Origin of the sequence: Porphyromonas pasteri, from assembly GCF_014647755.1 — a bacterium.
GTDB classification, from domain to species: domain Bacteria; phylum Bacteroidota; class Bacteroidia; order Bacteroidales; family Porphyromonadaceae; genus Porphyromonas; species Porphyromonas pasteri.
This window is the reverse complement of the sequence record NZ_BMPU01000001.1, coordinates 800649-822099: the sequence shown is the minus strand read 5'-3', so window position 1 is coordinate 822099 and position 21451 is coordinate 800649. Positions and strand designations below refer to the sequence as shown.

Here is a 21451-nt window from a genome sequence, read left to right as displayed (position 1 = left end):
GTTAGCTGGCTAAGCTTCGAGCGTGAAGCGGAAGATCGTCGTCGAGCGGAAGGTCTCTCCGGGATTCAGACGCGTCGAAGGGTATTCGGGCTTGTTGGGGCTGTCGGGATAGTGCTGCGTCTCTAAGCAGAGTGCGGCACGTGCCGGATAGCGGTGATCGTGCTTCCCGCGGAGGTTGCCGCTCATCCAGTTGCCCGTGTAGAGCTGTACCCCAGGCTGGTCGGTGTAGACCTCCATGACGATGCCCGTCTTGGGGGAAGAGCAGCGCGAGGCAATAGCGAGCTTGCCCAGCTCCTTGTCCAATATATAGGTGTGGTCATAGCCACGTGCCCAGCGAAGTTGGTCGGTATCCGTGTCGATACGCTCGCCTATGAGGTGGGGCGTAGAGAAGTCCATAGGCGTACCTGCTACTGCCGCGGGAGCACCATAGGGGATAGCCGTCTCGTCGGTGGGGAGGTATTCCTTGGCGAAGATCTCTAAGGTATGGTCGTGTACCGAAGGATCGCCTTCACCTGAGAGGTTGAAGTAGGCGTGATTGGTGAGGTTCACTACCGTAGGACGCGTAGTCGTAGCCTCGTATTCGATGCAGAGCTCGCCTTCATCGGTGAGCGTGTAGACGACACGTACAGTGAGTTCGCCAAGGTAACCTTCTTCGCCGTCGGGGGAAGTGTAGGTGAAGGCGACCTTGTTAGGAGCCAGCTCTTCGCCATCCCAGATGACGGCATTGAAGCCCTTGAGTCCACCGTGTAGGCTGTTGGGGCCATTATTGATGGGGAGCTCATAGCTTGTGCCATTGATGGTGAAGTGACCTCGGGCGATACGATTCGCATAGCGCCCGCAGATAGCACCGAAGTAGGCTTCTTCGCTGTGGATATATTCGTCGAGACTGTCGTGACCGAGGACGACGTCTGTATAACCTGTGCGGCTGGGGACTACGAGAGAGACGAGCTTAGCACCTTGGTTGATGAAGTGCGCTTCGGCTCCTGCCTTATTGATCAGAGTGTAGAGCTGGACGGCTTTACCGTCTACGACTCCACGGAAGGCCTCATGGGAGAGCCCGGCTTTATTCTGCTGCATCGTTAGTTTGTAGTTAGTTGGCTGTGAAAGCCACTCAATTGAAGCTTTAACGTGGTCAAATATACGAATAAGTACGCATACAGCCACGGCTCTCGGTACTTTGTCTTGGAGCGGAATGAATAGATAAGCCGACGCCCCGCATCAAGTACTTGGTGCGGGGCGTCGGCTTGTATTTAGTAGGGAGTGCAGGCTACTTCTTCGGGGTGTAGAGGCGCATGCGCTTGATGATGACGTTTTTCAGCGGGCGGTTGTTGTCATCCGTCTCGACGCGCTGGATCTTATCCACGGTGCCCCAGCCATCGAGTAGGCGGCCAAAGACGGTATATCCGCCATCCAGGTGTGCTGCACCGCCCTGGAGCTTGTAGGCTTCGCGCTGCTCGGGCGTGTACTTCCACGAGCGACCAGCTTCCATCTCATCCAGATCCATATCGGTATAGTACTTCCCCGTGACGATATAGAACTGGCTGAAGGAGGACTTCTTCTCCGGATTGGTGTCATCTCCCTCGCGGGCAGCACCGATATAGCCGCGGACGTGGACGAACTTCTCGGGCATGATCTCTGCCTTTATCGTCGCTTCGTCGGAGTCGCCAGGGAGGGACTTCTCGCGGGAGAGACCGCGGGTCTTTAGGTTCCCAGCTTGGATCATGAAGTCCTTGATCACGCGGTGGAACTGTACGCCGTCAAAGGCATGTTGTCTGACGAGCTTGAGATAGTTGTCACGGTGGACGGGCGTCTCGTTGAAGAGCTCGATGATGAAGTTACCCTTCGTCGTCTCTACGAGGATCTGGGGGCGTTGCTCGCTCTGTGCGCTGACGATAGAGCTTAGGCTGAGGGCACAGAAGAACGCGAGTAAGGGGCGGAAAAGCTGTCGCATGGAGTGTGTGATGTGTGAGATTAGGGGAGGAGCGGCATACTGTCGTTGGACGCATCAGCTGTCGTGATGAAGGCCTTGGGGTCAAGATCCTTGACGAGTTTCTTCAGCATAGCGAAGTGCTTACGCTCGATGATGATGAAGAGCACCTCACGGGGCGTACCCGAGTACATCCCTTGGCCGTGGAGGAAGGTGCCACGCACGCCGACTTGTCCGATGAGTACCTCACGAAGCTCCTGCGTCTTGTCCGAGATGATGAAGACCGACTTGTGAGGATTCTGAGGCTGGAGTGCGTCGACGACCTTGCTGTAGACGAAGATAGCGATCCACGAATAGAGGGGCACACGCCAGTCTTGGAAGACCCACAGCCCCAAGAGGACGATCAGCGAGTCGATGAGCATGATCAGGGTACTGACCTTCGTGTTGAACGCACGAGATAGTACGCGTGCCAAGGTATCGGTACCTGCGCAGGTACTTTGTGCCGTGAAGATCATCCATACACTTACTCCGAGCAGAGCCCCGCCGTAGAAGCTACACAGAATAGACTCTTCGACGAGCGGGCGACCCCCTGACCACGTCTCGATGAGGTCAGAAAAGAGAGCGACGAGGACGAAGGTCACGACGGTCTTGACTGCGGTGATCTTCCCAAGTCCCTTCATCGCCAGGAGGAAGAGCGGGATGTTGAAGACAAGAGCAATGGTACCGAGACCCAATTCCAGCCCGAAGAGGCTGCGAGCGACCTCGCGGATGACGAGCGCCAAACCATAGACGCCGCCCGGGCTAATGTGTGCGGGGGCGAGGAAAAGACTGTAGCCAATGGCCAAAATAAAGGAGCCGAAGACGATGAGAAAGGCATCGAGCAGGAGCTGCTTCTTCGTTGTCGGAGCGGTAGGCATAGTGTATGAGGTAGATGTTTCTCTCACAAAGATAATTCCTCTGGTTGATTCTGCAGCCTCCCGAAGGGAGATCCCGCCGAAGCCACCCGATGAAGCTACTGAAAGTGATATGACTTCGCCTCTGAAGTTATATTACCTTGCCCCGAATGTTATATTACTTTCACTCAGAAGTTATATTACTTTTCACTGAATGTTATATTACTTTTCGGTGAAAGTTATATTGCTTTTCTCAGTCCCTCCGAATACCCTGTGTAGACAGGCTTTGTAGAGGTCTCAGGAATTGCCTTCTGACCCGACGAAAAACGCCTTCCCCTCCCTCCGCTCTTGGGCGAAGGAAGGGGAAGGAAAAGGGCTCTTTCAGCCGCGCGATGGGCTGAATTAGATGTGAAGTGAAGCGGTGAACTGGACGTTGCGCCCTTCGGCGGGGATGAACTGCGTGCTGTTGATCGTCGTGCTGTAGTAGACGGTGTCGAAGAGATTGTTGACATTCAGCTGCAGGCTCAGCGCCTTCATAGGCGAGAAGCTTACGACGGTGTTGAAGATCGTACTGGGATCGATCTTATAGATATTGGTCTCGTCGGAGTAGAAGCTGCCCGTGTGGATCGCACCGAAGCCCAGTCTCAGGACGGTCTCGCTACTGAAAGGAGCGTTGTAGAAGGCCCAAGCGGAGACCTTATCACGAGGAACGCGCTTGAGGCGATTGCCCGCGGAGACGTTTTGCGTGAAGTTGCTCGACGTGTATTCGGCGATACGCGCGTCGGTGAGCGAATAGCCGAGGTTGAAGTCAAAGACAGAAGAGGGCGCGTAATTCATCTCCAGCTCGACACCCTTACTGATGGACTTCCCGATAGGGCCACCGATCTTGCGGCCGTCGGCAGCTACACCGAGGTTGGTGCGGACCATATTGCTTAGCGTGATATGGTAGGCTGCGGCGTGAAGCGAGAGTTCGTTGCCGAGATCCAGATGCAGACCGGCTTCCCACTGGCGACCCGTCAGCGGCTTGAAGCTCTTGAGCTCTTCGGCACTCATCTCATGTCCGTCAGCAGCCATATAGACTACCTCGGGTGAGAGGGTGATGCGCTGGGGCTTGAAGAAGGAGGACACGGAGCCGTAGATGTTGAAGCTCGGCGTGATGTTGTACACAGCGCCGAGGCGATAGGTCAGTGCGGCATTCGTAAGTATCTGGTCGGTGGTGCGGTCGAGGAGCTTGCGGTCATCCGTATTGTAGATGCCGAAGTCACGACGGAAGAAGTCCATACGTACCCCAGCAAGGAGTCGCAGATTCTGCCACGTTATGAAGTCCTGCAGAGATACCCCATTGACCAGGTCCTTGAAGACCTGCATGCGGCGGTACTTCATATAGATCGGGCCCTGATCGAGGATAGGATCCTTCAGCGTCACTATAGACCCGACGCCAGCACCGGTATAGAGTGCGCGGTCAGAGCGACGAAGATCCATGTAGGAGAAGTTGTGAGCAGCGAGGATCGCGTGGCTGGTATTGCCCCAACGTAGACGTCCCGTCAGCTCGATCTGATTCTGTGCCGTCAGCGTCCCATAGGCAAAGCCGAAGCCATCACGCTCTACGCGGTCGATGAGTACAGGTACCTTCGTCGTGCCGTCGAGGTAATAGTGCTTAGCACCGGTGGCTTTTGCTCCCGTGAGATAGTTCAGCCCGTCGGTGGAGTAGTAGTTGAGGCTATCGTAAGCGAAGAAAGCGTGCTCGGAGAGTCTCCAGCGCTCGTCGATCGCGTAGTTGTACTTGGCGTGGAACTTGACCGTCTTATTCGTCAGGAACTCATTGGGGTCGGTGTAAGCTCTCGAGGCAGGTTCGCTGCTGGGGAAGGTACCTCGCTTGTAAGCCAGCTCATCGGTCGTGCTATCGTAGACGTCCCACTTGAGGTGTGGCTGACCATAATCACCACGGAACTGGTCGTGGCTTATGATCGCTGCGAAGCCAAGCTTGTGCTTGGGCGAAAGCTTAATGTCGACAGCGGCATGTGCATTGGCGATCTTCGTGTAGTTACCACGCCAGCCATCACTGGTCGAATACTCCACGTCGGCACGTGCATTGGCCTTGCTTGAGATCGCACTTGTCCCACCAGCTGTGATACGATGCGTGCCGTACGAGCCGATGGTATAGCTTGCGTCGAAGGCTGGACGGGCCTTAGGTTGCTTATTGATGATGTTGATGACACCACCGAGAGCGGAGTGACCTACGCTCATTGAGGCAGCCCCCTTGAGGACCTCGATGTGATCTACCGCTGCCATCCCCGTAAGAGGTGCTGATTGCCAGAGCGCATGACGCTCATCGCGCATCCCATCGTTGAGGACTACGGACTCGTAGAAGCCTCGGAGGAAGAACATGTGGAAGCCACCGTAGTCCTTGAATGCTCCTACACCAGGGACGGTCTGCATAGCTTGTGCGGGATCGGTGTAGCCTAAGAGGCGGATCTTCTCAAGAGGAAGGATATTCGTCGTCAGGGGGATCTCACGGCGTGGAGCAGGGATCTTGACGACTGTACTCGGTGCCATCACACGGGCACCACGTACTACGACTTCGCCGATGACTTGAGCCGAGTCGGCTGAGTCTGTAGTCTGGCCTGCCAGCGTCATAGGTAACGCCAGCGCCATGAGGCAGATAAATCGCTTCATGATGTACAGGTTTTGGTTTGTATAAATAGGTTTGGCGCCTGCTGGGGGTAGGAGTGCACGCATTCACGTGCTGGGAGCTCCCTCCCGTGAGGCAGTAGCAAAGGTATAGCTTTCCTGTGAGAGGAAAATAAATGCGCAGGGCTGTCAACTGACAGCCCTGCGCACCTATATAATAGGTATAGCCTCTCCCTAAAGCACCTCGAGTTGGGCGAAGCGCAGGAGGAGCTTCTTCGTCTCGCCCGTGTCGAAGGTGACGGTAGCCTTGGCATTGTCGCCACGACCTTCGAGCTCGTCGATGACACCCGCACCGAAGCGCTTGTGCACGACGCGTCCGCCGACAGCGAGCGCACCGATACGCTTGTGCTTCTCCTCGGGTGTGTCACTCGCCTCTCGGCGCTCGATGAGGACACGGCGCGAAGGAGCGGGAGGAGCCGAACGGAAGACGGGGCGATCGGAGAAGTCCGTCGGGAGGTCACCACCTGCGGGACGTACTGCCTTGGGTCGGTCCCAGGGCGAGGCGTGACTGCTTAATCCTGAGTCGAAGGTCACTAATTCCTTGGGGAGCTCACGGACGAAGCGGCTGGGACGGCTGAACTCCGTGCGCCCGTTGCGGAAGCGCTCTCTCGCATAGCCGATATGACAAGTCTTCTCAGCACGCGTCAGGGCGACGTAGAAGAGTCGGCGCTCTTCCTCCAGTTCCTTGCCCGTATTGCTCATCATCGAGGGGAAGAGATCTTCCTCCAGCCCTACGATAAATACGTGAGGGAACTCCAGTCCCTTTGCCGAGTGGACGGTCATCAGCGTGATGCAGTCCTCATCGTCGCCCGTCTTGTCTTGGTCGGTCATCAGTGCGATCTCGCTGAGGTAGACGCCGAGTGAGGGCGTCTGGTCGGCCTCGAGAGCGGCATGGATGTATTCGTCGATACCGCCGAGTAGCTCCTGGATATTCTCTACACGCCCCTTGCCTTCGCTGGTGGTGTCGCTTTTGAGGTCGGTGAGGATACCCGTCTCATTGATCACGCGCTCGGCGATCGCATAGAGGTCATCCTCCTGCTGGTTGTAGGCGCGTAGGTCATCGAGAAGGGCAGCGAAGGCTTGTAGTCGGGCAGCGGTGGGCTTATTGACCTCGACACCATAGACCAGGGGCTCACGGAGGATCTGCATCATCGGCAGCCCCTGCTGTGAGGCGGCCTGACGCACACGCTGTACTGTCGTGTCGCCGATACTTCGCTTGGGATAGTTGATGATACGCAGGAGAGCCTCTTCATCCAGCTCATTGACCAAGACGCGGAAGTAGGCGACGACGTCCATGATCTCCTTGTGGTCAAAGAATGAGCGTCCGCCATAGATACGGAAGGGGAGTCCAACACGGCGGAAGACCTGCTCGAGGGTACGGCTCTGCGCATTGGTGCGGTAGAGGATGGCTATCGAGCTGTAGGGAGCACCATCGCGGTGAAGACGCTGCACTTCGTCGGAGACCCAGAGAGCTTCGAGGTCACCCGTGAGCGCCTCATGTACGGTGATAGGCTCACCGATAGACTCCTCTGAGAAGACATCCTTGGGGATCTGGTATTCATTGTTTGCGATGATCTGTCCCGCGGCCTTGACGATGGTCTGCGTGGAGCGGTAGTTGCGCTCGAGCTTGAAGGTGCGGGCGTTGGGGAAGGTCTTCTCGAAGCTGAGGATATTGTCCAAGTTCGCTCCGCGGAAGGAGTAGATACTCTGGGCATCATCGCCGACGACGAAGATAGCACCCTTGTCCTGCATCAGCTGGCGTGCGATCATGTACTGGGCGAAGTTGGTATCCTGATACTCGTCGATGAGGAGGTAATCGATGCGGTCCTGCCAGAGCTTCAGTACATCGGGATGCTGGCGGAAGAGGATATTGATCTGTAGCAGGAGGTCATCGAAGTCCATCGCATTGGAGCGCTTGAGCTCAGCCTCGTAGTGCTGGTAGATCTCGTAGAGCTTCGGCAGGCCACTCTTCGCATCGTACTTGAGGAAGTCAGTGTAGGAGGCGTAGGCACTGGCGGTGATGAGGCGGTTCTTCGCCGAGGAGATGCGGTTGTGCACGACATTGGGCTTGTAGACCTTGTCGTCGAGACCGAGCTGCTTGATGATGGCCTTGATACGGCTACGGCTGTCGGAGGTGTTGTAGATCGAGTAGTCCGAGGTGTAGCCGAGTAGGGGAGCATGTTGGCGGAGGATCTTCCCGAAGATCGAGTGGAAGGTGCCCATGTGGATCTGCCGAGCTACCGAGCCGACGTGGCGGGAGATACGCGCCTGCATCTCACGGGCGGCCTTGTTGGTGAAGGTCAGCGCCATGAGACCTGCGGGGTGATAGCCCGAGTCTAAGAGATAGAGGAGCTTGTAGACGAGGACGCGGGTCTTGCCGCTGCCTGCGCCAGCGATGACCAGTGCAGGGCCATCGTTGTAGACGACGGCGGCACGCTGGGCTTCGTTGAGCTCACTGAGGTAGGGAAGGTCGAGGGTATCACTTGCACTCATGACGAGAGGGGTATATATAATAATGTAGGGGAATGCCGATATGCCGAGCTCTTGCTTCGAGAGCTAAGGGCTTCTTTTGCCCCGCAAAGGTACAGCGAATCTCTCCATAATATATAGGTATGAGCCCCACAATGCGGTCGCATTGCGGGGCTCACTGCTCTTAGGGCGTCGCTGTCTCCGAGCTACAGCTTAGTGCTGCATACTACGATGGCTGTGCCAGTCTCTACGCAAGCGATGGAGGAGGCGACGCGTGAGGCGTACCCCTTCGGGGATAGCTCCGACGAGGAGCATGAAGAGGAAGAGACTGGGAAGACGATCCTTCCAGTTGTCACCAGCGGACTCTGCATAATAGAGTAGCCAAGCGAGGAAGGCGTAAAGGATAGTGAGTAGGATTCGCTCCATAGGCATTATAATTACGAATTCACGTGAGTTGCGTGGGGAAAGCCCGAGGGCAAGACAGATGTGTTGTATTAGTTTTGCCTTGGCTTCGTTGCAAAGGTACGACATATTTATGATACCAAGAGCGCTTCACAAAGGTGCTCCTATTCTCCTCATAGAGAATAGAGTGCATAGCTATATTTGTAGGCGGAGAAGTAAGCTAAGAAGGGGGCTCGGAGAGGTCTTTACTACGAGAGGGGAAACTAACCAGTACTGGTCGGTGAACGAACCAGTACTGGTCACTAATATGAACCACTACTGGTCACGCTGCGAACCACTACTGGTCGGAGCACTGACCAGTAGTGGTTGGTTTAGCCCCCTGCGTGGGGGGCGATAGCCCTGTGGCGAAGTCTCGCTTCCCGGTGGGCGCGAGGCGACGATCTTGCACGAGTAGGAGAGCCGATTTATTCGTAACTTTGTGTACTATACATTCTTTCATGGTAGGCTCTGCTCGGGTCTTCCTTTCATTTATTAGATGCAAGACTTAGATATTCGTGGTGCCCGCGTGCACAACCTTAAGGACGTGGATGCTCACATCCCTCGCTACTCGCTGACGGTCTTCACCGGCCTGAGTGGGAGCGGGAAGTCCTCCTTGGCATTCGACACCATCTACGCTGAGGGCCAGCGTCGCTATATCGAGACGTTCAGCTCCTATGCCCGAGGCTTCCTTGGTGGAGGTCTCGAGCGCCCTGACGTCGATGAGATCACAGGTCTCGGCCCCGTCATATCTATCGAGCAGAAGACCACGAACCGCAATCCCCGCTCTACCGTCGGGACCGTCACGGAGATCTACGACTTCTTCCGCCTCCTCTATGCACGCGCAGGTACCGCTATATCGTACCTCTCGGGCAAGCCCATGGTGCGCTATACCGAGGAGCAGATCCTGGAGCTCCTCCTCGAGCGCTATGAGGGAAAGAAGGTCCTCCTCTTGGCCCCCGTCGTCAAGCAGCGTAAGGGGCATTATAAAGAGCTCTTCGAGCAGCTTCGTAAGAAGAGCTTCCTCACCGTCCGCGTCGACGGGGAGCTACGAGAGATCACCTACGGCATGAAGCTCGACCGCTACAAGCTCCATAGCGTCGAGGTACAGACCGACAAACTCACCATAGCGGAGAAGAACCGCGACCGCCTACTTGCCAGCCTCCGCCTGACCCTCAAGGAGGGCGACGGGGTGATGATGCTCCAAGAGATCGCCACGGGCGGGGTCGCTTACTTCAGCCGCCATCTGATGGACCCCGAGACGGGGCTATCATACAACGAGCCTGCACCGCACAACTTCTCCTTCAACTCGCCTAACGGCAGCTGTCCGCGCTGTAAGGGCCTCGGCGAAGTGCGTGTCATCGACCTCGATAGCATCGTGCCCGACCGCACGAAGAGCATCTATGCTGGGGGGATTCTCCCCTTGGGGAAGTACCGCCGTACGCTGGTCTTCGCCCAGATCGAAGCCCTCTGCGCTAAGTATGAGGTCTCGATCAAGGATCCTATCTCCCAGCTGCCCGATGACCTACTCACAGAGATCGTCGAGGGCAGTGAAGAGGACTTAGTCCTGCTGGACGACCGCTTCACAGAGCTGCGTGGCGTACCCCTCTCTTATGATGGCCTCGGTGCCTACCTTATGGCGCAGAGCGAAGAGGAGGAGAGTCCCCGAGGCGCAGAGAAGTGGATGGCACAGTTCACCCGCGCAGAGGTCTGCCCCGAGTGCCATGGTGGACGCCTGAACAAGGAAGCCCTGCACTACTTCATCGGCGGGAAGAATATCGGTGAGGTCGCTTCGATGGAGCTGACGCACCTGGCCTCTTGGCTTGAGGGGCTGGAGGATAAGTTGACGGATCAGCAGCGTACCATCGCTACCGAGGTACTCAAGGAGATCCGTACCCGTCTGTCCTTCCTCCTGGATGTGGGTCTCGGCTACCTCTCTATGAACCGCATGACCGCCTCCCTCTCAGGGGGCGAGAGCCAGCGTATCCGTCTGGCGACACAAATAGGTACCCAGCTGGTCGAGGTACTCTATATCCTCGATGAGCCGAGTATTGGTCTCCACCAGCGAGACAATGTGCGCCTCATCCATTCGCTGCAGAAGCTCCGTGATCTGGGGAATACCGTCATCGTCGTCGAGCATGACAAGGATATGATGCTCGAGGCAGACCATATCATCGATATGGGGCCGAAGGCAGGCCGCCTCGGTGGCGAGGTCGTCTTCTCGGGCTCGCCCGAGGCGATGATGCGAGCAGGTACGCTGACGGCACGCTATATCAGCGGTGTCGAGACCATCGAGATCGCCCCCGAGCGTCGCCCGATGACCGAGCGTCAGCTCCGCCTGACAGGCGCACGTGGCAATAACCTTCGTGGTATTGATGTCAGCCTCCCACTGGGGACAATGATATGTGTCGCTGGGGTATCGGGGAGTGGTAAGAGCACGCTCATCAATGAGACCCTGCTGCCTATCCTCAGTCAGCACCTCTATTCTTCGCTGAAGGATCCGCTGCCCTATGATAGCATCGAGGGGCTGGAGTACGTCGACAAGGTCGTCGCCGTAGACCAGTCGCCTATCGGCCGTACGCCCCGCAGTAATCCCGCGACTTATACGGGTGTCTTCACCGATATCCGTAACCTCTTCGTGGGGCTTCCCGAGAGCAAGATGCGTGGCTACAAGCCTGGACGCTTCTCCTTCAACGTCTCGGGCGGACGCTGTGAGACCTGCTCGGGGAATGGCTACAAGACCATCGAGATGAACTTCCTCCCCGACGTCTTCGCTCCCTGCGAGGCTTGTCACGGGCGTCGCTATAATAGAGAGACCCTCGAGGTGCGCTTCAAGGGTAAGTCCATCGCCGACGTCCTCGATATGACGATCAATGCGGCGGTGGAGTTCTTTGCTCACGTCCCCCATATCCTCAAGAAGCTTCAGGTCCTGCAGGATGTAGGCCTCGGCTATATCAAGCTCGGGCAGTCCTCGACGACCCTCTCTGGCGGAGAGAGCCAGCGTATCAAGCTGGCCTCCGAGCTCGCTAAGCGCGACACGGGTAAGACCGTCTATATCCTGGACGAGCCGACTACGGGCCTGCACTTCGAGGATATCCGCGTCCTCCTCGGCATCCTCAATCGCCTCGTCGATCGCGGGAATACCGTCATCATCATCGAGCATAACCTTGATGTCCTCAAGAGTGCCGACTATATCATCGAGATCGGTCCCGAGGGTGGGAAGGACGGAGGACAGCTGCTCTTCGCTGGTACTCCCGAGGCTTTGGCAAAGGTCAAGGATAGCCCTACGGCACCTTTCCTCGCCGACGAACTCAAGCTTGCTGGCCGTAAGAAGGCTTCACACAAATAGTATGTTGTATTGAATAAATCCTTACCCCTAACACTATAACCACCACACCCATGAAACTTGGAAACCGTTTATCCAACAAGATCTGTCCCGACAACATGACGATCGAGGAGTGGCAGGTAGCCCTCCGCCGTGAGAACGCACGCGAGAGTGACTTCACCGTGGAGCACCTCGACAAGAACCGCATCTGGGGTGACTACCTCGTCTGTAGCACCACCGGCCGCTATCGTGTCGCCTTCCGTGGCGTACAGAGCGATCGCAACTTCTGCTCCTGTCTGGACTTCCGTACCAATGGCCTCGGTACCTGTAAGCACCTCGAGGCGGTATCGCTCTTCCTCGAGGAGCACGTCCCAGGCTACCCTTGGGCTGGCCTGAGCTATGCTGCCGAATACTCCTCTATCTATGTCAGCTACAAAGGCGGGCGTAGCATCCGCCTCCGTGTAGGCGATGCGTACCGTGCCGAGTACGAGCGCCTGAAGGAGAAGTACTTCTCTCCCGAAGGGATCCTCCCCGAGAGCAACTATCACCTCCTTGAGCAGATCTGTGAGGAGGCACTGGCGATCTCATCCTCCTTCCGCTGCTACGAGGATGTGCAGGAGTTCGCCGAGGAGTGTGCCCAACTCAGTCAGTGGAAGACCGAGCTCAGCTCCGCCTATCCCGAGAAGGCTATCCCCTGGGATAAGAAGCAGATCAATCCCGCTTACTCCGAGGTCGAGCACCTGCTCTATGACCTCTGCTTGAATGGCTTTGGCTTCATCGTCGGCCTCAAGCATCCCTTCTATATGCACCTCTTGGCCCGCCTCGTCGAGGAGGTCTATCAGGGGGAGGTCGAGCGTAACAAGGGCTATATCATCGTAGGGAACGAGACCGATGTCCTGCTCTGGCAGTCCATCCTCCTGCAGTACAGCGAGTACATCCATCTGCCTGTGCAGGTGGTCTCGCAGCAGACCTTCCTCAAGCAGCCCATACAGCAGGGGGCGAAGGCGACCTTCGTCTACGTCAATGATGCCGACTGCTTGAAGGAGTGGAAGAACCCCGTCTCGCTCGCCATCAAGCGCCTTGAGATCAAGCATCTCTATATGCATGTCGAGACGCTCCAGCACTTCACTCCCGTGCAGCTCTCCTCGATCCTGCAGCACATCAATCCCTTCATCATCGGGCCCTTCTACAAGTTCATCCACACATACCGCCCGATGTTCCCCCTCCGTGAGCGTGCTGACTTCCTCCCCCCCGAGATGCAGCCCTTCACGTTCTTCGTGACACAGGTGCTCTTGACGGCGCTCGTCCTCCCCTCGGGAGACGCTCCTTCGTCGGCTCCTTTGCCGGTAGAGGAGATGCTGACCCCTGAGACGCGTGTGACGAAGTTCCTCTCCCTGCTCGGCGAGATCCTCGACGACCCGAAGTCTACCGAGATACTTCGTGAGCGGATCGCCCGTGGTGCAGGCTTGCGGTAGCTTGTCTAAGTAGTCTATTTAGATTACCTTTGCACTCAATTTGTTAGGGTGCTGTGGGCGGAGATCTCACCTCCTTGCCCGCCCCGACAGATATTACGAATAAGCATAGTATACATTAAAATAATAAAAGACGAATGGCTGTATCGATTAAGCAGACCTCCGATGTAGCAGCTGTCATCACCGTCCAGGTGAGTGCAGCAGACTACCAACCCCAAGTAGATAAGGCACTGAAGAACTATCAGAAGAATGCTTCTATCCCTGGCTTCCGTAAGGGCCACGCGCCCCTCGGCCTCATCAAGAAGCAGGTAGGCACCTCGGTCAAGGTCGAGGAGATCAACCGTGCTGTCGTCAGCGCTCTCTTCGGCTATATCGACGAAGAGAAGCTCCAGATCCTCGGCAATCCCCTGCCTGTAGAGGACGCTGAGGAGTACGACTTCGCTACGGAAGAGAACTTCGAATTCTCCTACGACGTAGCCCTCGCTCCTAAGATCGAAGCTAAGCTCGAGAAGAAGGACAAGCTCACCTACTACCGCATCGTCGCTACCAAGGAAATGGAAGACGAGCAGATCAAGCGTATGCTTGAGAACGCTGGTAAGCAGGTCGAAGCTGACACTGTAGAAGACAACGACGTCGTCTACGGCCGTGCCCTCGAGCTCGCTGATGGTCAGCCTAAGGAAGGCGGTATCGAAGCTGCCCAGGCACTGATCCTCCCTCGCTTCACTAAGAGCGAAGCTGAGAAGGCTAAGCTCATCGGTGCTAAGCTCGGTGATACGATCACCTTCGAGCCCTTCGCACTCTACGATGGTCAGGTGCCTGAGATCGCTTCACTCCTCCAGATCGAGAAGGAAGCTGTCCCCGCCCTCGATGGTGTAGCCTTCTCCTACCAGATCACGAAGATCTCACGCCGCGAAGCTGCTGAGCTCAACGATGCCTTCTTCACCGAAGCCTTCGGCGAAGGTAGCGACATCCGTAGCGAAGAAGCTCTGCGTAAGAACATCCAGGAGAGCTTCGCTGAGCAGTTCGCCACCGAGAGCGACTTCAAGTTCACGCGTGACCTGCGTGCCCTCCTTCTGAAGAAGGCTGGCAAGGTAGCTTACGACGAAGCTCTGCTCAAGCGCATCTTCCTCGCTCGCAACGCTGAGGCTAAGGTCGAAGATCTCGATCGTGATATGCCACAGATCCTTGATGACATCACCTTTGACCGCATCAAGGGTCAGCTCCTCGAAGCTGCTGGTGTGCAGATCTCTGATGAGGACCTCAATAAGTTCGCCCTCATCGTAGCTAAGAACCAGTTCGCTATGTACGGCATGACTTCTGTGCCCGACGAACTGCTCGAGAACTACGCTCAGAGCATGCTCAAGGACGAGCGCACGAAGGAGAGCCTCATCGACCGCGTCGCTGACTCCAAGCTCGCTGCTATCGCTAAGGAAGCGATCACTGTCACGGAGAAGGAAGTATCTCCCGAAGAGTTCAACAAGCTGATGAGCGAAGACACGAAGGCTTAAGCCTCGCTGTTCTCCCAGCAGATATATAGACAGAAGCCCCGTCGCAGATCTCTGCGGCGGGGCTTCTTGTATTCTCTGGTATAGAGCGATTGATATTTAATAAGAAGTTTGCTACCTTTACCATCAAGATAGATAAGGAGAGACACACCGACACACCTCAGCGATCCTCTCCGACCAACGCATTACCCTCACCGACGTACCTCCTCCCTATGGCTGAGCGATAAGTCTTAAACGCATTCCCTGAGTACCTCTTCATTCAAGAGAGTAGGCACTCCGAGTAGACCCGCACAGCCGTACCATCCTCTCTCAGACCCTCCCTTCCCGCCGCGAACACCAATCTACACGAGTAGGGGAGAGCCTTTAGCACACACCTTGATGTGTATCTCATCACCCTCCAGCAGGAGGCAGATGAGGTCCACTCCACCCGTCGTCAGATCCCATCCGTTTTACCTTAGTTACCCAAAGACGCAAATGAAGAAGAGTTTACTCTTACTCCTATTCCTAACTCTTTCGATAGGAGTAGCATGGGCTCAAAAGAAGCAGATCACCGTCAAGGGGATCGTCCTCTCTGTGGAGGACAAAGAGCCCATTGTCCCGGCCTCAATCCAGTCTGTAGACTATCCCAACATCGGTACGCTGACCGACCCGAAGGGACGCTTCACCCTTCACCTCCCCGAGGGAGCTCGCTCGCTACGTGTGTCGAGCGTCGGCTATGCAAGTAAGGTCGTCGCCATCACGGGCAAAGAACTTCGCATCCTCCTGGACAACGATGAGCAGTCCATCGACAAGGTCGTCATCGTAGCCTACGGTACGCAGAAGAAGCAGAGCCTCGTTGGGGCACAAGCCTCGATCAGTGGCAAGCAGCTTGCTGCCCGACCGATCTCTAATGCCTCGAACGCACTTGCCGGTGCTGCCGCAGGGGTACAGGTCACGACCTCATCGGGTCAGCCTGGCTCCGAAGCCGATATCCGTATCCGTGGCTTCGGCTCGGTCAATGCCTCCTCAGCCCCTCTGTACGTCGTCGATGGCGCTGTCTATACGGGGCGTATCTCCGATATCGCTCAGCAGGATATCGCTGATATCTCTGTGCTGAAGGACGCTGCTGCCACCGCCCTCTACGGCTCCAGTGCAGGTAATGGGGTCATCCTCATCACCACGAAGCGTAATGCTGGGCAGGCTGGTCAGCCTCACTTCACCTTCTCTACGAGCCAAGGCTTCTCCGTGCGTGGGCTCCCTGAGTACGATAAGATCGGTACCATGGACCACTACAAGGTGCGCTGGCAGCAGTGGTACAACACGCTCCGCTATGACGAGCGCAATAAGAATAAGACTGATGAAGAGCTCGGTACGATCGCAGCCCTCCAGACTTATCAAGCGCTGAAGTACAATCCCTATAGTGGTATCGACTCCTACTATCGTAAGGACGCCAATGGGGTCTATCAGCTCTCTAAGGGTGGCCCTGCTAAGGGTGCTTATCCTGGTATCCTCCTTCCCACGGGCGAGCTGAATCCCGAGATCAATGGCCTCCTCTATGGCGATGACCTCGACTGGTACAATGCCTTCTACCGCACGGGTCATCGTGGTGAGTACACGCTCAGCGGAGGTCTCCGCACCGATAAGCTCCAGTCTTACCTCTCGCTGAACTACCTCAACGAGCGTGGCTTCATGATCGAGTCAGGCTACAAGCGCTACAACCTCCGTGCTAACCTCTCGTATGATATCCGCCCCTGGCTGACGCTCGGTACGAACATTGGGCTGACGCACACACGCTCCGAAGGTCCTCGCTCACTCGGTGGTACTTCTGCCAATGGTGCACACTTCTCCCAGACTGTCGCCCCTATCTATCCTGTCCATGTCCATGACCCGCTGACGGGAGCATACGTCCTCGATGACCGTGGGAATAGGATCTACGACCACAGCGTCACCCGTCCCTATCGCAAGAACTACAATACGATCGAGCTGGCTTACCTCGACCGCTCTGAGTCGCTGCGTGATGCCTTGATGGGCCGTGCACACCTCGATATTAAGCCTATTGACGGGCTTAAGTTCTCACTCCAGGTGGCCTATGACCAGCGCAACACTCGCTCTAAGGTCCGCTACAACAACAAGACGGGGGATAATCCTCAGGGCTTGCTGGAAATGAGTGTAGGTCGTGGTACGACTCTGACCTTCACACAGCTCGCCAACTATAATAAGAAGGTGGGTAAGGATCATGACTTCGAAGTCCTCATGGGCCATGAGAGCTATGATCTCGAGAACTTCGGTATGTCGGGTTCGAAGGAGTTCCTGAAGTTCATCGTCATCGATGAGCTCTCCAACTATACCAAGGTACGCTCAGTCAACTCCAATACAGATACCTATCGTAAGGAGAGTTACTTCGGTCGTCTCAACTACAACTATAGCGACCGCTACAACCTCTCGCTGGCCTACCGCCGAGATGGATCCAGCCGCTTCCATAAGAATAGCCGCTGGGGGAACTTCTGGGCTGTCGGTGCTGGGTGGAATATCAACTCAGAGAAGTTCATGAAGAATGTCTCTTGGATCAACCGACTCAAGCTCCGTGGCTCCTATGGGCAGACGGGGAATGACGGTCTCTCGGGTTATTATCCTTACCAGACGACTTACAATGTCAGTGCTAATAACCTTGATGAGCCTGGTCTGCGTGTAGCGAATGTGGGGAACACCGACCTGACGTGGGAAACCCAAATTACCTCTGACGTTGCACTCGAATTCGGCCTCTTTGACCGAATCGATGGTACGATCGAAGTCTTCAACAAGGAGTCGAAGGATCTGCTCTTCGAATATGAGCTACCTACCTCGAGTGGCGTCGGGAGTATCGACCGTAATATCGGTAAGATCCGCAACTATGGTCTCGAGCTCGAGCTCGGTGCTAAGATCCTGCGTATAGGCGACTTCTCTTGGAGTATGCGCGCTAACGCTACATGGCTGAAGAATAAGATCGTCAAGCTCCCTGACCTCAATCGTGAGGATGGTATCATCGTCGGGACGAAGAAGTATTTGGAAGGTCGTAGTCTCTTTGACTACTACCTCTACGAATACCTCGGGGTAGACCCAGCTGATGGTAAGGCTATGTATCGCCTCGACCGGGAGAAGTATCCTGATGAACCTGGCCTCGAAGCTACGGGCGAGCGCGCTACCTATACGAAGAATGGGGAAAAGGCCCGCAAGCACTACACCGGCTCCTCTATCCCCGATGTCTATGGTGGCTTCTCTACGAACTTCCGCTACAAGGATATCGGTCTCAACTTCGTCTTTGCCTACCAGATCGGTGGTAAGTCCTATGATGGGCTCTATCAGGATATGATGTCACGCGACCTCTCTTCCGGGACAGCGATGCACCCAGACCTCTATCGTGCATGGCGCAAGCCTGGGCAGGTCACCGATGTTCCTCGTCTCGATGCTGACCCACAGAACTTCTCGACGATGACCTCTGACCGCTGGCTCATCTCTTCGACTGCCCTTGCACTGAAGAGCATCTCGATGAGCTACGACCTCCCCAAGCGCTTCGCTAAGAAGCTCGGGGTCGATGGTGTTGGCCTCACCTTCGCTGCTGAGAATCTCTTTATCCTCTCCAAGCGTAGAGGGCTCAACCCCTTCAGTGGCTATAGCGGCGTCCACGGCACTGTCGGCTATGCTGCCTCCCGTACCTTCACTACGACTCTCAATGTCACCTTCTAATCTTTGCCTACGATCATGAAGAGATTGCATAAATACCTTGCCATAGCTGCAGGCGTGAGCTTGCTTACGCTCCCAGCATGCAAGAAGGACTTCCTCGAAACCTCTCCCACCTCCTCGCTGGGGGATAAGCAAGCTGAAGGGACCCAAGAAGGGCTCCAGGGTATCGTCAATGGGCTGCATCACATGATGTACACCTATAGCTTCGGTCAGGCCTTCGGGGCTGGAGCACCTTCGCTCAACCTGCGCCTTGACCTGATGAGTGATGATGTCATCAATACGCAGCGAGCTTATCTCAGAGAGTACACCTATCTGGGTGCGCATAATGAGCGTGGGGATGGAGTCATCAACTACCTGGCTTGGGACTTCTACTACACCCTCATCCAGCACACGAATATCGCTATCCGAGGCTTCAAGAAAACCCTGACCGAAGAGGAGCGTAAGGATAAGAAGATCCTCTACTCCGTAGGGGAAGCCTACGCCTTCCGCGCCTATGCTTATCATCAGCTCGTCCAGCTCTACGCTAAGCGCTACAATGCCTCGACGGCAGCCAGTGATCCTGGGGTCGTCATGCGTGATGAAAATGCGACTAATGCTCAGCTCTATGAGCCTGCTCGCCGTGGTACGGTCGCTGAAGCCTATGAGCTCATCGAGTCAGATCTGAAGATGGCTATGGAGACACTCAAGGATCTGGACCAGAATAATTCGCGCAACCACCTGCGCTACTCGACGGTCTGTGGTATAGCTGCTCGCGTGGCTCTCTGTAAGTCCGACTGGGCTGCAGCGGAGACCTATGCTAAGGAGGCCATAGCGAACGCTAACTCTAAGCTCCAGGTGGGTGAAGAGCTCCTCGATGGCTTCAACGACTACAATGCCAATGAGTGGATGTGGGGCTACCGCTATGCCGAGACGCAGAACCAAGGCTATGGTACCTTCCTCGCCCAGTACTCGACGAACTTCGATAACGGCTGGGAGGACCACTTCCGCTTCGCAGTGAATCGGAATATCTTCGACCAGCTGGGGACGAATGACGTACGCCGCAAGTGGTGGTACTGCTATGACCTGGATCAGAATATCCCTGAGGATGTCGATGCTGGCTACCTCCCTCTGATCAGTGGAGTACCTGGCTTCGAGATCACAGGTCAGTGCATGAAGTATCGTGTACAGAATCACGCCTCCAGTAAGGGGGACGTCCTCATCATGCGACTCGGCGAAATGTACTACATCCAGGCTGAGGCTGAAGCTCGCCAGGGGAAGGATGCCGCTGCTCAGACGACGCTCTACACGGTAGTGAAGACGCGTGATGCTGACTTCGTACAGCCCACGGAGACGGGTGATGCCCTGATCGAGAAGATCTTCCTGCACAAGCGCCTGGATCTCCTCTTCGAGGGGGTACGCTTCTTCGATATGAAGCGTCTGGGTATCGTGCCGAATCGCCTTGCAGCAAAGAATTTCCAGATCATTAAGGACTTCGCTGGTCATGGCGGTGGTGAGACGAAGTACCTGGAGGCCATTACGAAGAACCAGGGGTCGTCCTACGAGACGATGCCTAAGACAGCCGATGATAAGAACTGGCAGTTCAAGATCCCTTACACGGAGATTAAGTCCAATCCTCTCTGTCAGCAGAATCCTTAGTGCTCTCCGCACAGACTAAATGAATTAGCCCCTACGACTCACTGCGAGTCGTAGGGGCTAATTCGTATCTAAGGGGTATGGAGCTGAGGCTACCAGCCACCGGTGGCACCACCACCACCCGAGGAGCCTCCACCGAAGCTACCTCCGCCAAATCCGCCTCCGCCGCCGAAGCCTCCACCACCCCAGCCGCCTCGATTGCGACCTGAGTTGAGTAGGGCACCGAGGAGCATACCTCTCAAGAGCTCATCATTATCTGACTGACGGCGGTGGTCGCTATGCGAATCGTGCCCGCAGTTGCGACAGCGGTAGTGCCGGCGCTCATAGCGCCCTCCATCGATAAGCTCTGTACGCTCAAGGGCTACCGTACGGGCTCCACAGTGCTCGCAGCGGGTCCATGCGTCACTGACGTCACGTCCAGCGGTCTCGGCATAGTGACAGTGTCTACACTGATAGACCGTGTAGAGGCGTGAGCCGATCTCCATCTCCTTCTGCTCGGCAGGCGTCAGATAGCGCCAGCCCTCAGCCGGAGCGAGGGGAGCCATCTTATCCTGTCTACACTGTGGGCAGGAGCTGGCGAGGCGGCGTATTTCGTTCAGCACCCGACGTGCATAGAAGTGATAGAGTAGCCCTACGGGCAGACAAATGATGTAGAGTAGGATGGGGTGGGTCTTAGCTCGGGCTTCGATCAGAGGAAGGCGCTCTCTGGCTAAGCGCGGTGTGCGGCTACGGAGCTTCTCCTCATAGAGGCTGGAGAAGGCGCTATATCCAGCAGAGAATACCAAGACACCGTAGAGGAGCCACAGCATGAAGGTGAAGGACTCCCCTTCGCCACGTGCTGTCCTGCGGTCGGAGGTGTACTCCTCTCCTTGGAGTACCTTACCTACGGCCACGACACCATTATATATCGCTCCGTCGTAGTCCCCTTCGCGCATCAGCGGGATGATGTACTCTCGCTGGATACGGCTGGCACGGACGTCGGTCAAGATCCCCTCCATCCCGTAGCCCGTCTCGAAGCGCACCTTACGCTGGTCCATGACGACCAGCAGCAGGAGCCCATCATTGCGAGTCTTCGAGCCCAACCCCCATAGCCTAAAGAGGTCCGTGGAGAAGCTCTCGATATCTCGCTCCCCGATACTCGGGAGTATGACCGTGGCGAACTCTACCCCCGTCGTGCGACGGATCTCGTAGAGTGCCGCATCGATGCGCTCTCGCCCCTCAGCACTGATGTAGCCCTCGGGGTCGGAGAGCAGACGCGTGCTGTCGGTCGTGAAGACATTCGGTACGAGCTCGGGCGTATAGACCTTCCCCTCGGCCCAGAGACCGAGTGGGAAGAGGCTAATGAGGGCGAGCAGGAGGAGATGTCGGAGCGCTCTATCCATCCTGTAGCGCATAGTCGT

The 21451-nt window shown here is 56.2% G+C and carries 12 protein-coding genes; 5 read left to right on the top strand and 7 right to left on the bottom strand.

All coding sequences use genetic code 11. The annotated features are described in order from the left end of the window. Positions 1–9: 9 nt before the first annotated feature. The 6 genes from IEX77_RS03175 to IEX77_RS03150 all read right to left on the bottom strand — a co-directional run bounded on the left by IEX77_RS03175 (position 10) and on the right by IEX77_RS03150 (position 8406). Positions 10–1077 (bottom strand): aldose epimerase family protein, encoded by a 1068-nt coding sequence (locus tag IEX77_RS03175; protein ID WP_188807664.1) that lies wholly within the window; start codon positions 1075–1077, stop codon positions 10–12. A 190-nt stretch (positions 1078–1267) separates the two neighbouring features. Continuing rightward, the gene (locus tag IEX77_RS03170) at positions 1268–1951 is read right to left on the bottom strand and encodes a peptidylprolyl isomerase (protein WP_188807663.1); all 684 of its coding nucleotides are present in this window, start codon (positions 1949–1951) and stop codon (positions 1268–1270) included. A gap of 20 nt (positions 1952–1971) precedes the next feature. Further along, the gene (locus IEX77_RS03165) at positions 1972–2844 is read right to left on the bottom strand and encodes a YitT family protein (protein WP_060935251.1); all 873 of its coding nucleotides are present in this window, start codon (positions 2842–2844) and stop codon (positions 1972–1974) included. Positions 2845–3222: 378 nt separating this feature from the next. Further along, a complete protein-coding gene (locus IEX77_RS03160; RefSeq protein ID WP_188807662.1) occupies positions 3223–5496 on the bottom strand; it encodes a TonB-dependent receptor in 2274 nt (757 codons plus the stop codon). A 189-nt stretch (positions 5497–5685) separates the two neighbouring features. Beyond that, the gene (locus tag IEX77_RS03155; protein ID WP_188807661.1) at positions 5686–8004 is read right to left on the bottom strand and encodes an ATP-dependent helicase; all 2319 of its coding nucleotides are present in this window, start codon (positions 8002–8004) and stop codon (positions 5686–5688) included. Positions 8005–8193: 189 nt separating this feature from the next. Further along, positions 8194–8406, bottom strand: a complete 213-nt coding sequence (locus tag IEX77_RS03150) for a hypothetical protein (protein WP_188807660.1) — start codon at positions 8404–8406, stop codon at positions 8194–8196. A gap of 511 nt (positions 8407–8917) precedes the next feature. On the opposite strand from IEX77_RS03150, the gene uvrA reads away from it, so the two are divergent. The 5 genes from uvrA (at position 8918) to IEX77_RS03125 (ending at position 20054) form a co-directional block, all read left to right on the top strand. Then, positions 8918–11767, top strand: coding sequence for an excinuclease ABC subunit UvrA (uvrA, locus tag IEX77_RS03145; RefSeq protein WP_188807659.1), 2850 nt, complete (start codon positions 8918–8920; stop codon positions 11765–11767). Positions 11768–11817: 50 nt separating this feature from the next. Then, positions 11818–13218 carry an SWIM zinc finger family protein gene (locus IEX77_RS03140; protein ID WP_229770782.1) on the top strand — a complete coding sequence of 467 codons (1401 nt, stop codon included), beginning with the start codon at positions 11818–11820 and terminating at the stop codon, positions 13216–13218. A gap of 134 nt (positions 13219–13352) precedes the next feature. After that, a complete protein-coding gene (gene tig / locus IEX77_RS03135) occupies positions 13353–14723 on the top strand; it encodes a trigger factor (protein ID WP_188807658.1) in 1371 nt (456 codons plus the stop codon). A gap of 471 nt (positions 14724–15194) precedes the next feature. Further along, positions 15195–18422 (top strand): SusC/RagA family TonB-linked outer membrane protein, encoded by a 3228-nt coding sequence (locus IEX77_RS03130; RefSeq protein WP_188807657.1) that lies wholly within the window; start codon positions 15195–15197, stop codon positions 18420–18422. 15 nt (positions 18423–18437) lie between these two features. Then, positions 18438–20054 carry a RagB/SusD family nutrient uptake outer membrane protein gene (locus IEX77_RS03125; protein ID WP_188807656.1) on the top strand — a complete coding sequence of 539 codons (1617 nt, stop codon included), beginning with the start codon at positions 18438–18440 and terminating at the stop codon, positions 20052–20054. Positions 20055–20143: 89 nt separating this feature from the next. On the opposite strand, the gene IEX77_RS03120 is transcribed toward IEX77_RS03125, so the two are convergent. Then, positions 20144–21445, bottom strand: coding sequence for a TPM domain-containing protein (locus tag IEX77_RS03120; protein WP_188807655.1), 1302 nt, complete (start codon positions 21443–21445; stop codon positions 20144–20146). Between the last annotated feature and the right edge of the window lie 6 nt (positions 21446–21451).

Coding starts and splice junctions, on each gene's coding strand:
- IEX77_RS03160 (WP_188807662.1), bottom strand. CDS start 5,496: ATGAAGCGATTTATCTGCCTCATGGCGCTGGCGTTACCTATGACGCTG.
- IEX77_RS03175 (WP_188807664.1), bottom strand. CDS start 1,077: ATGCAGCAGAATAAAGCCGGGCTCTCCCATGAGGCCTTCCGTGGAGTC.
- IEX77_RS03170 (WP_188807663.1), bottom strand. CDS start 1,951: ATGCGACAGCTTTTCCGCCCCTTACTCGCGTTCTTCTGTGCCCTCAGC.
- uvrA (WP_188807659.1), top strand. CDS start 8,918: ATGCAAGACTTAGATATTCGTGGTGCCCGCGTGCACAACCTTAAGGAC.
- IEX77_RS03125 (WP_188807656.1), top strand. CDS start 18,438: ATGAAGAGATTGCATAAATACCTTGCCATAGCTGCAGGCGTGAGCTTG.
- IEX77_RS03155 (WP_188807661.1), bottom strand. CDS start 8,004: ATGAGTGCAAGTGATACCCTCGACCTTCCCTACCTCAGTGAGCTCAAC.
- tig (WP_188807658.1), top strand. CDS start 13,353: ATGGCTGTATCGATTAAGCAGACCTCCGATGTAGCAGCTGTCATCACC.
- IEX77_RS03165 (WP_060935251.1), bottom strand. CDS start 2,844: ATGCCTACCGCTCCGACAACGAAGAAGCAGCTCCTGCTCGATGCCTTT.
- IEX77_RS03150 (WP_188807660.1), bottom strand. CDS start 8,406: ATGGAGCGAATCCTACTCACTATCCTTTACGCCTTCCTCGCTTGGCTA.
- IEX77_RS03140 (WP_229770782.1), top strand. CDS start 11,818: ATGAAACTTGGAAACCGTTTATCCAACAAGATCTGTCCCGACAACATG.
- IEX77_RS03130 (WP_188807657.1), top strand. CDS start 15,195: ATGAAGAAGAGTTTACTCTTACTCCTATTCCTAACTCTTTCGATAGGA.
- IEX77_RS03120 (WP_188807655.1), bottom strand. CDS start 21,445: ATGCGCTACAGGATGGATAGAGCGCTCCGACATCTCCTCCTGCTCGCC.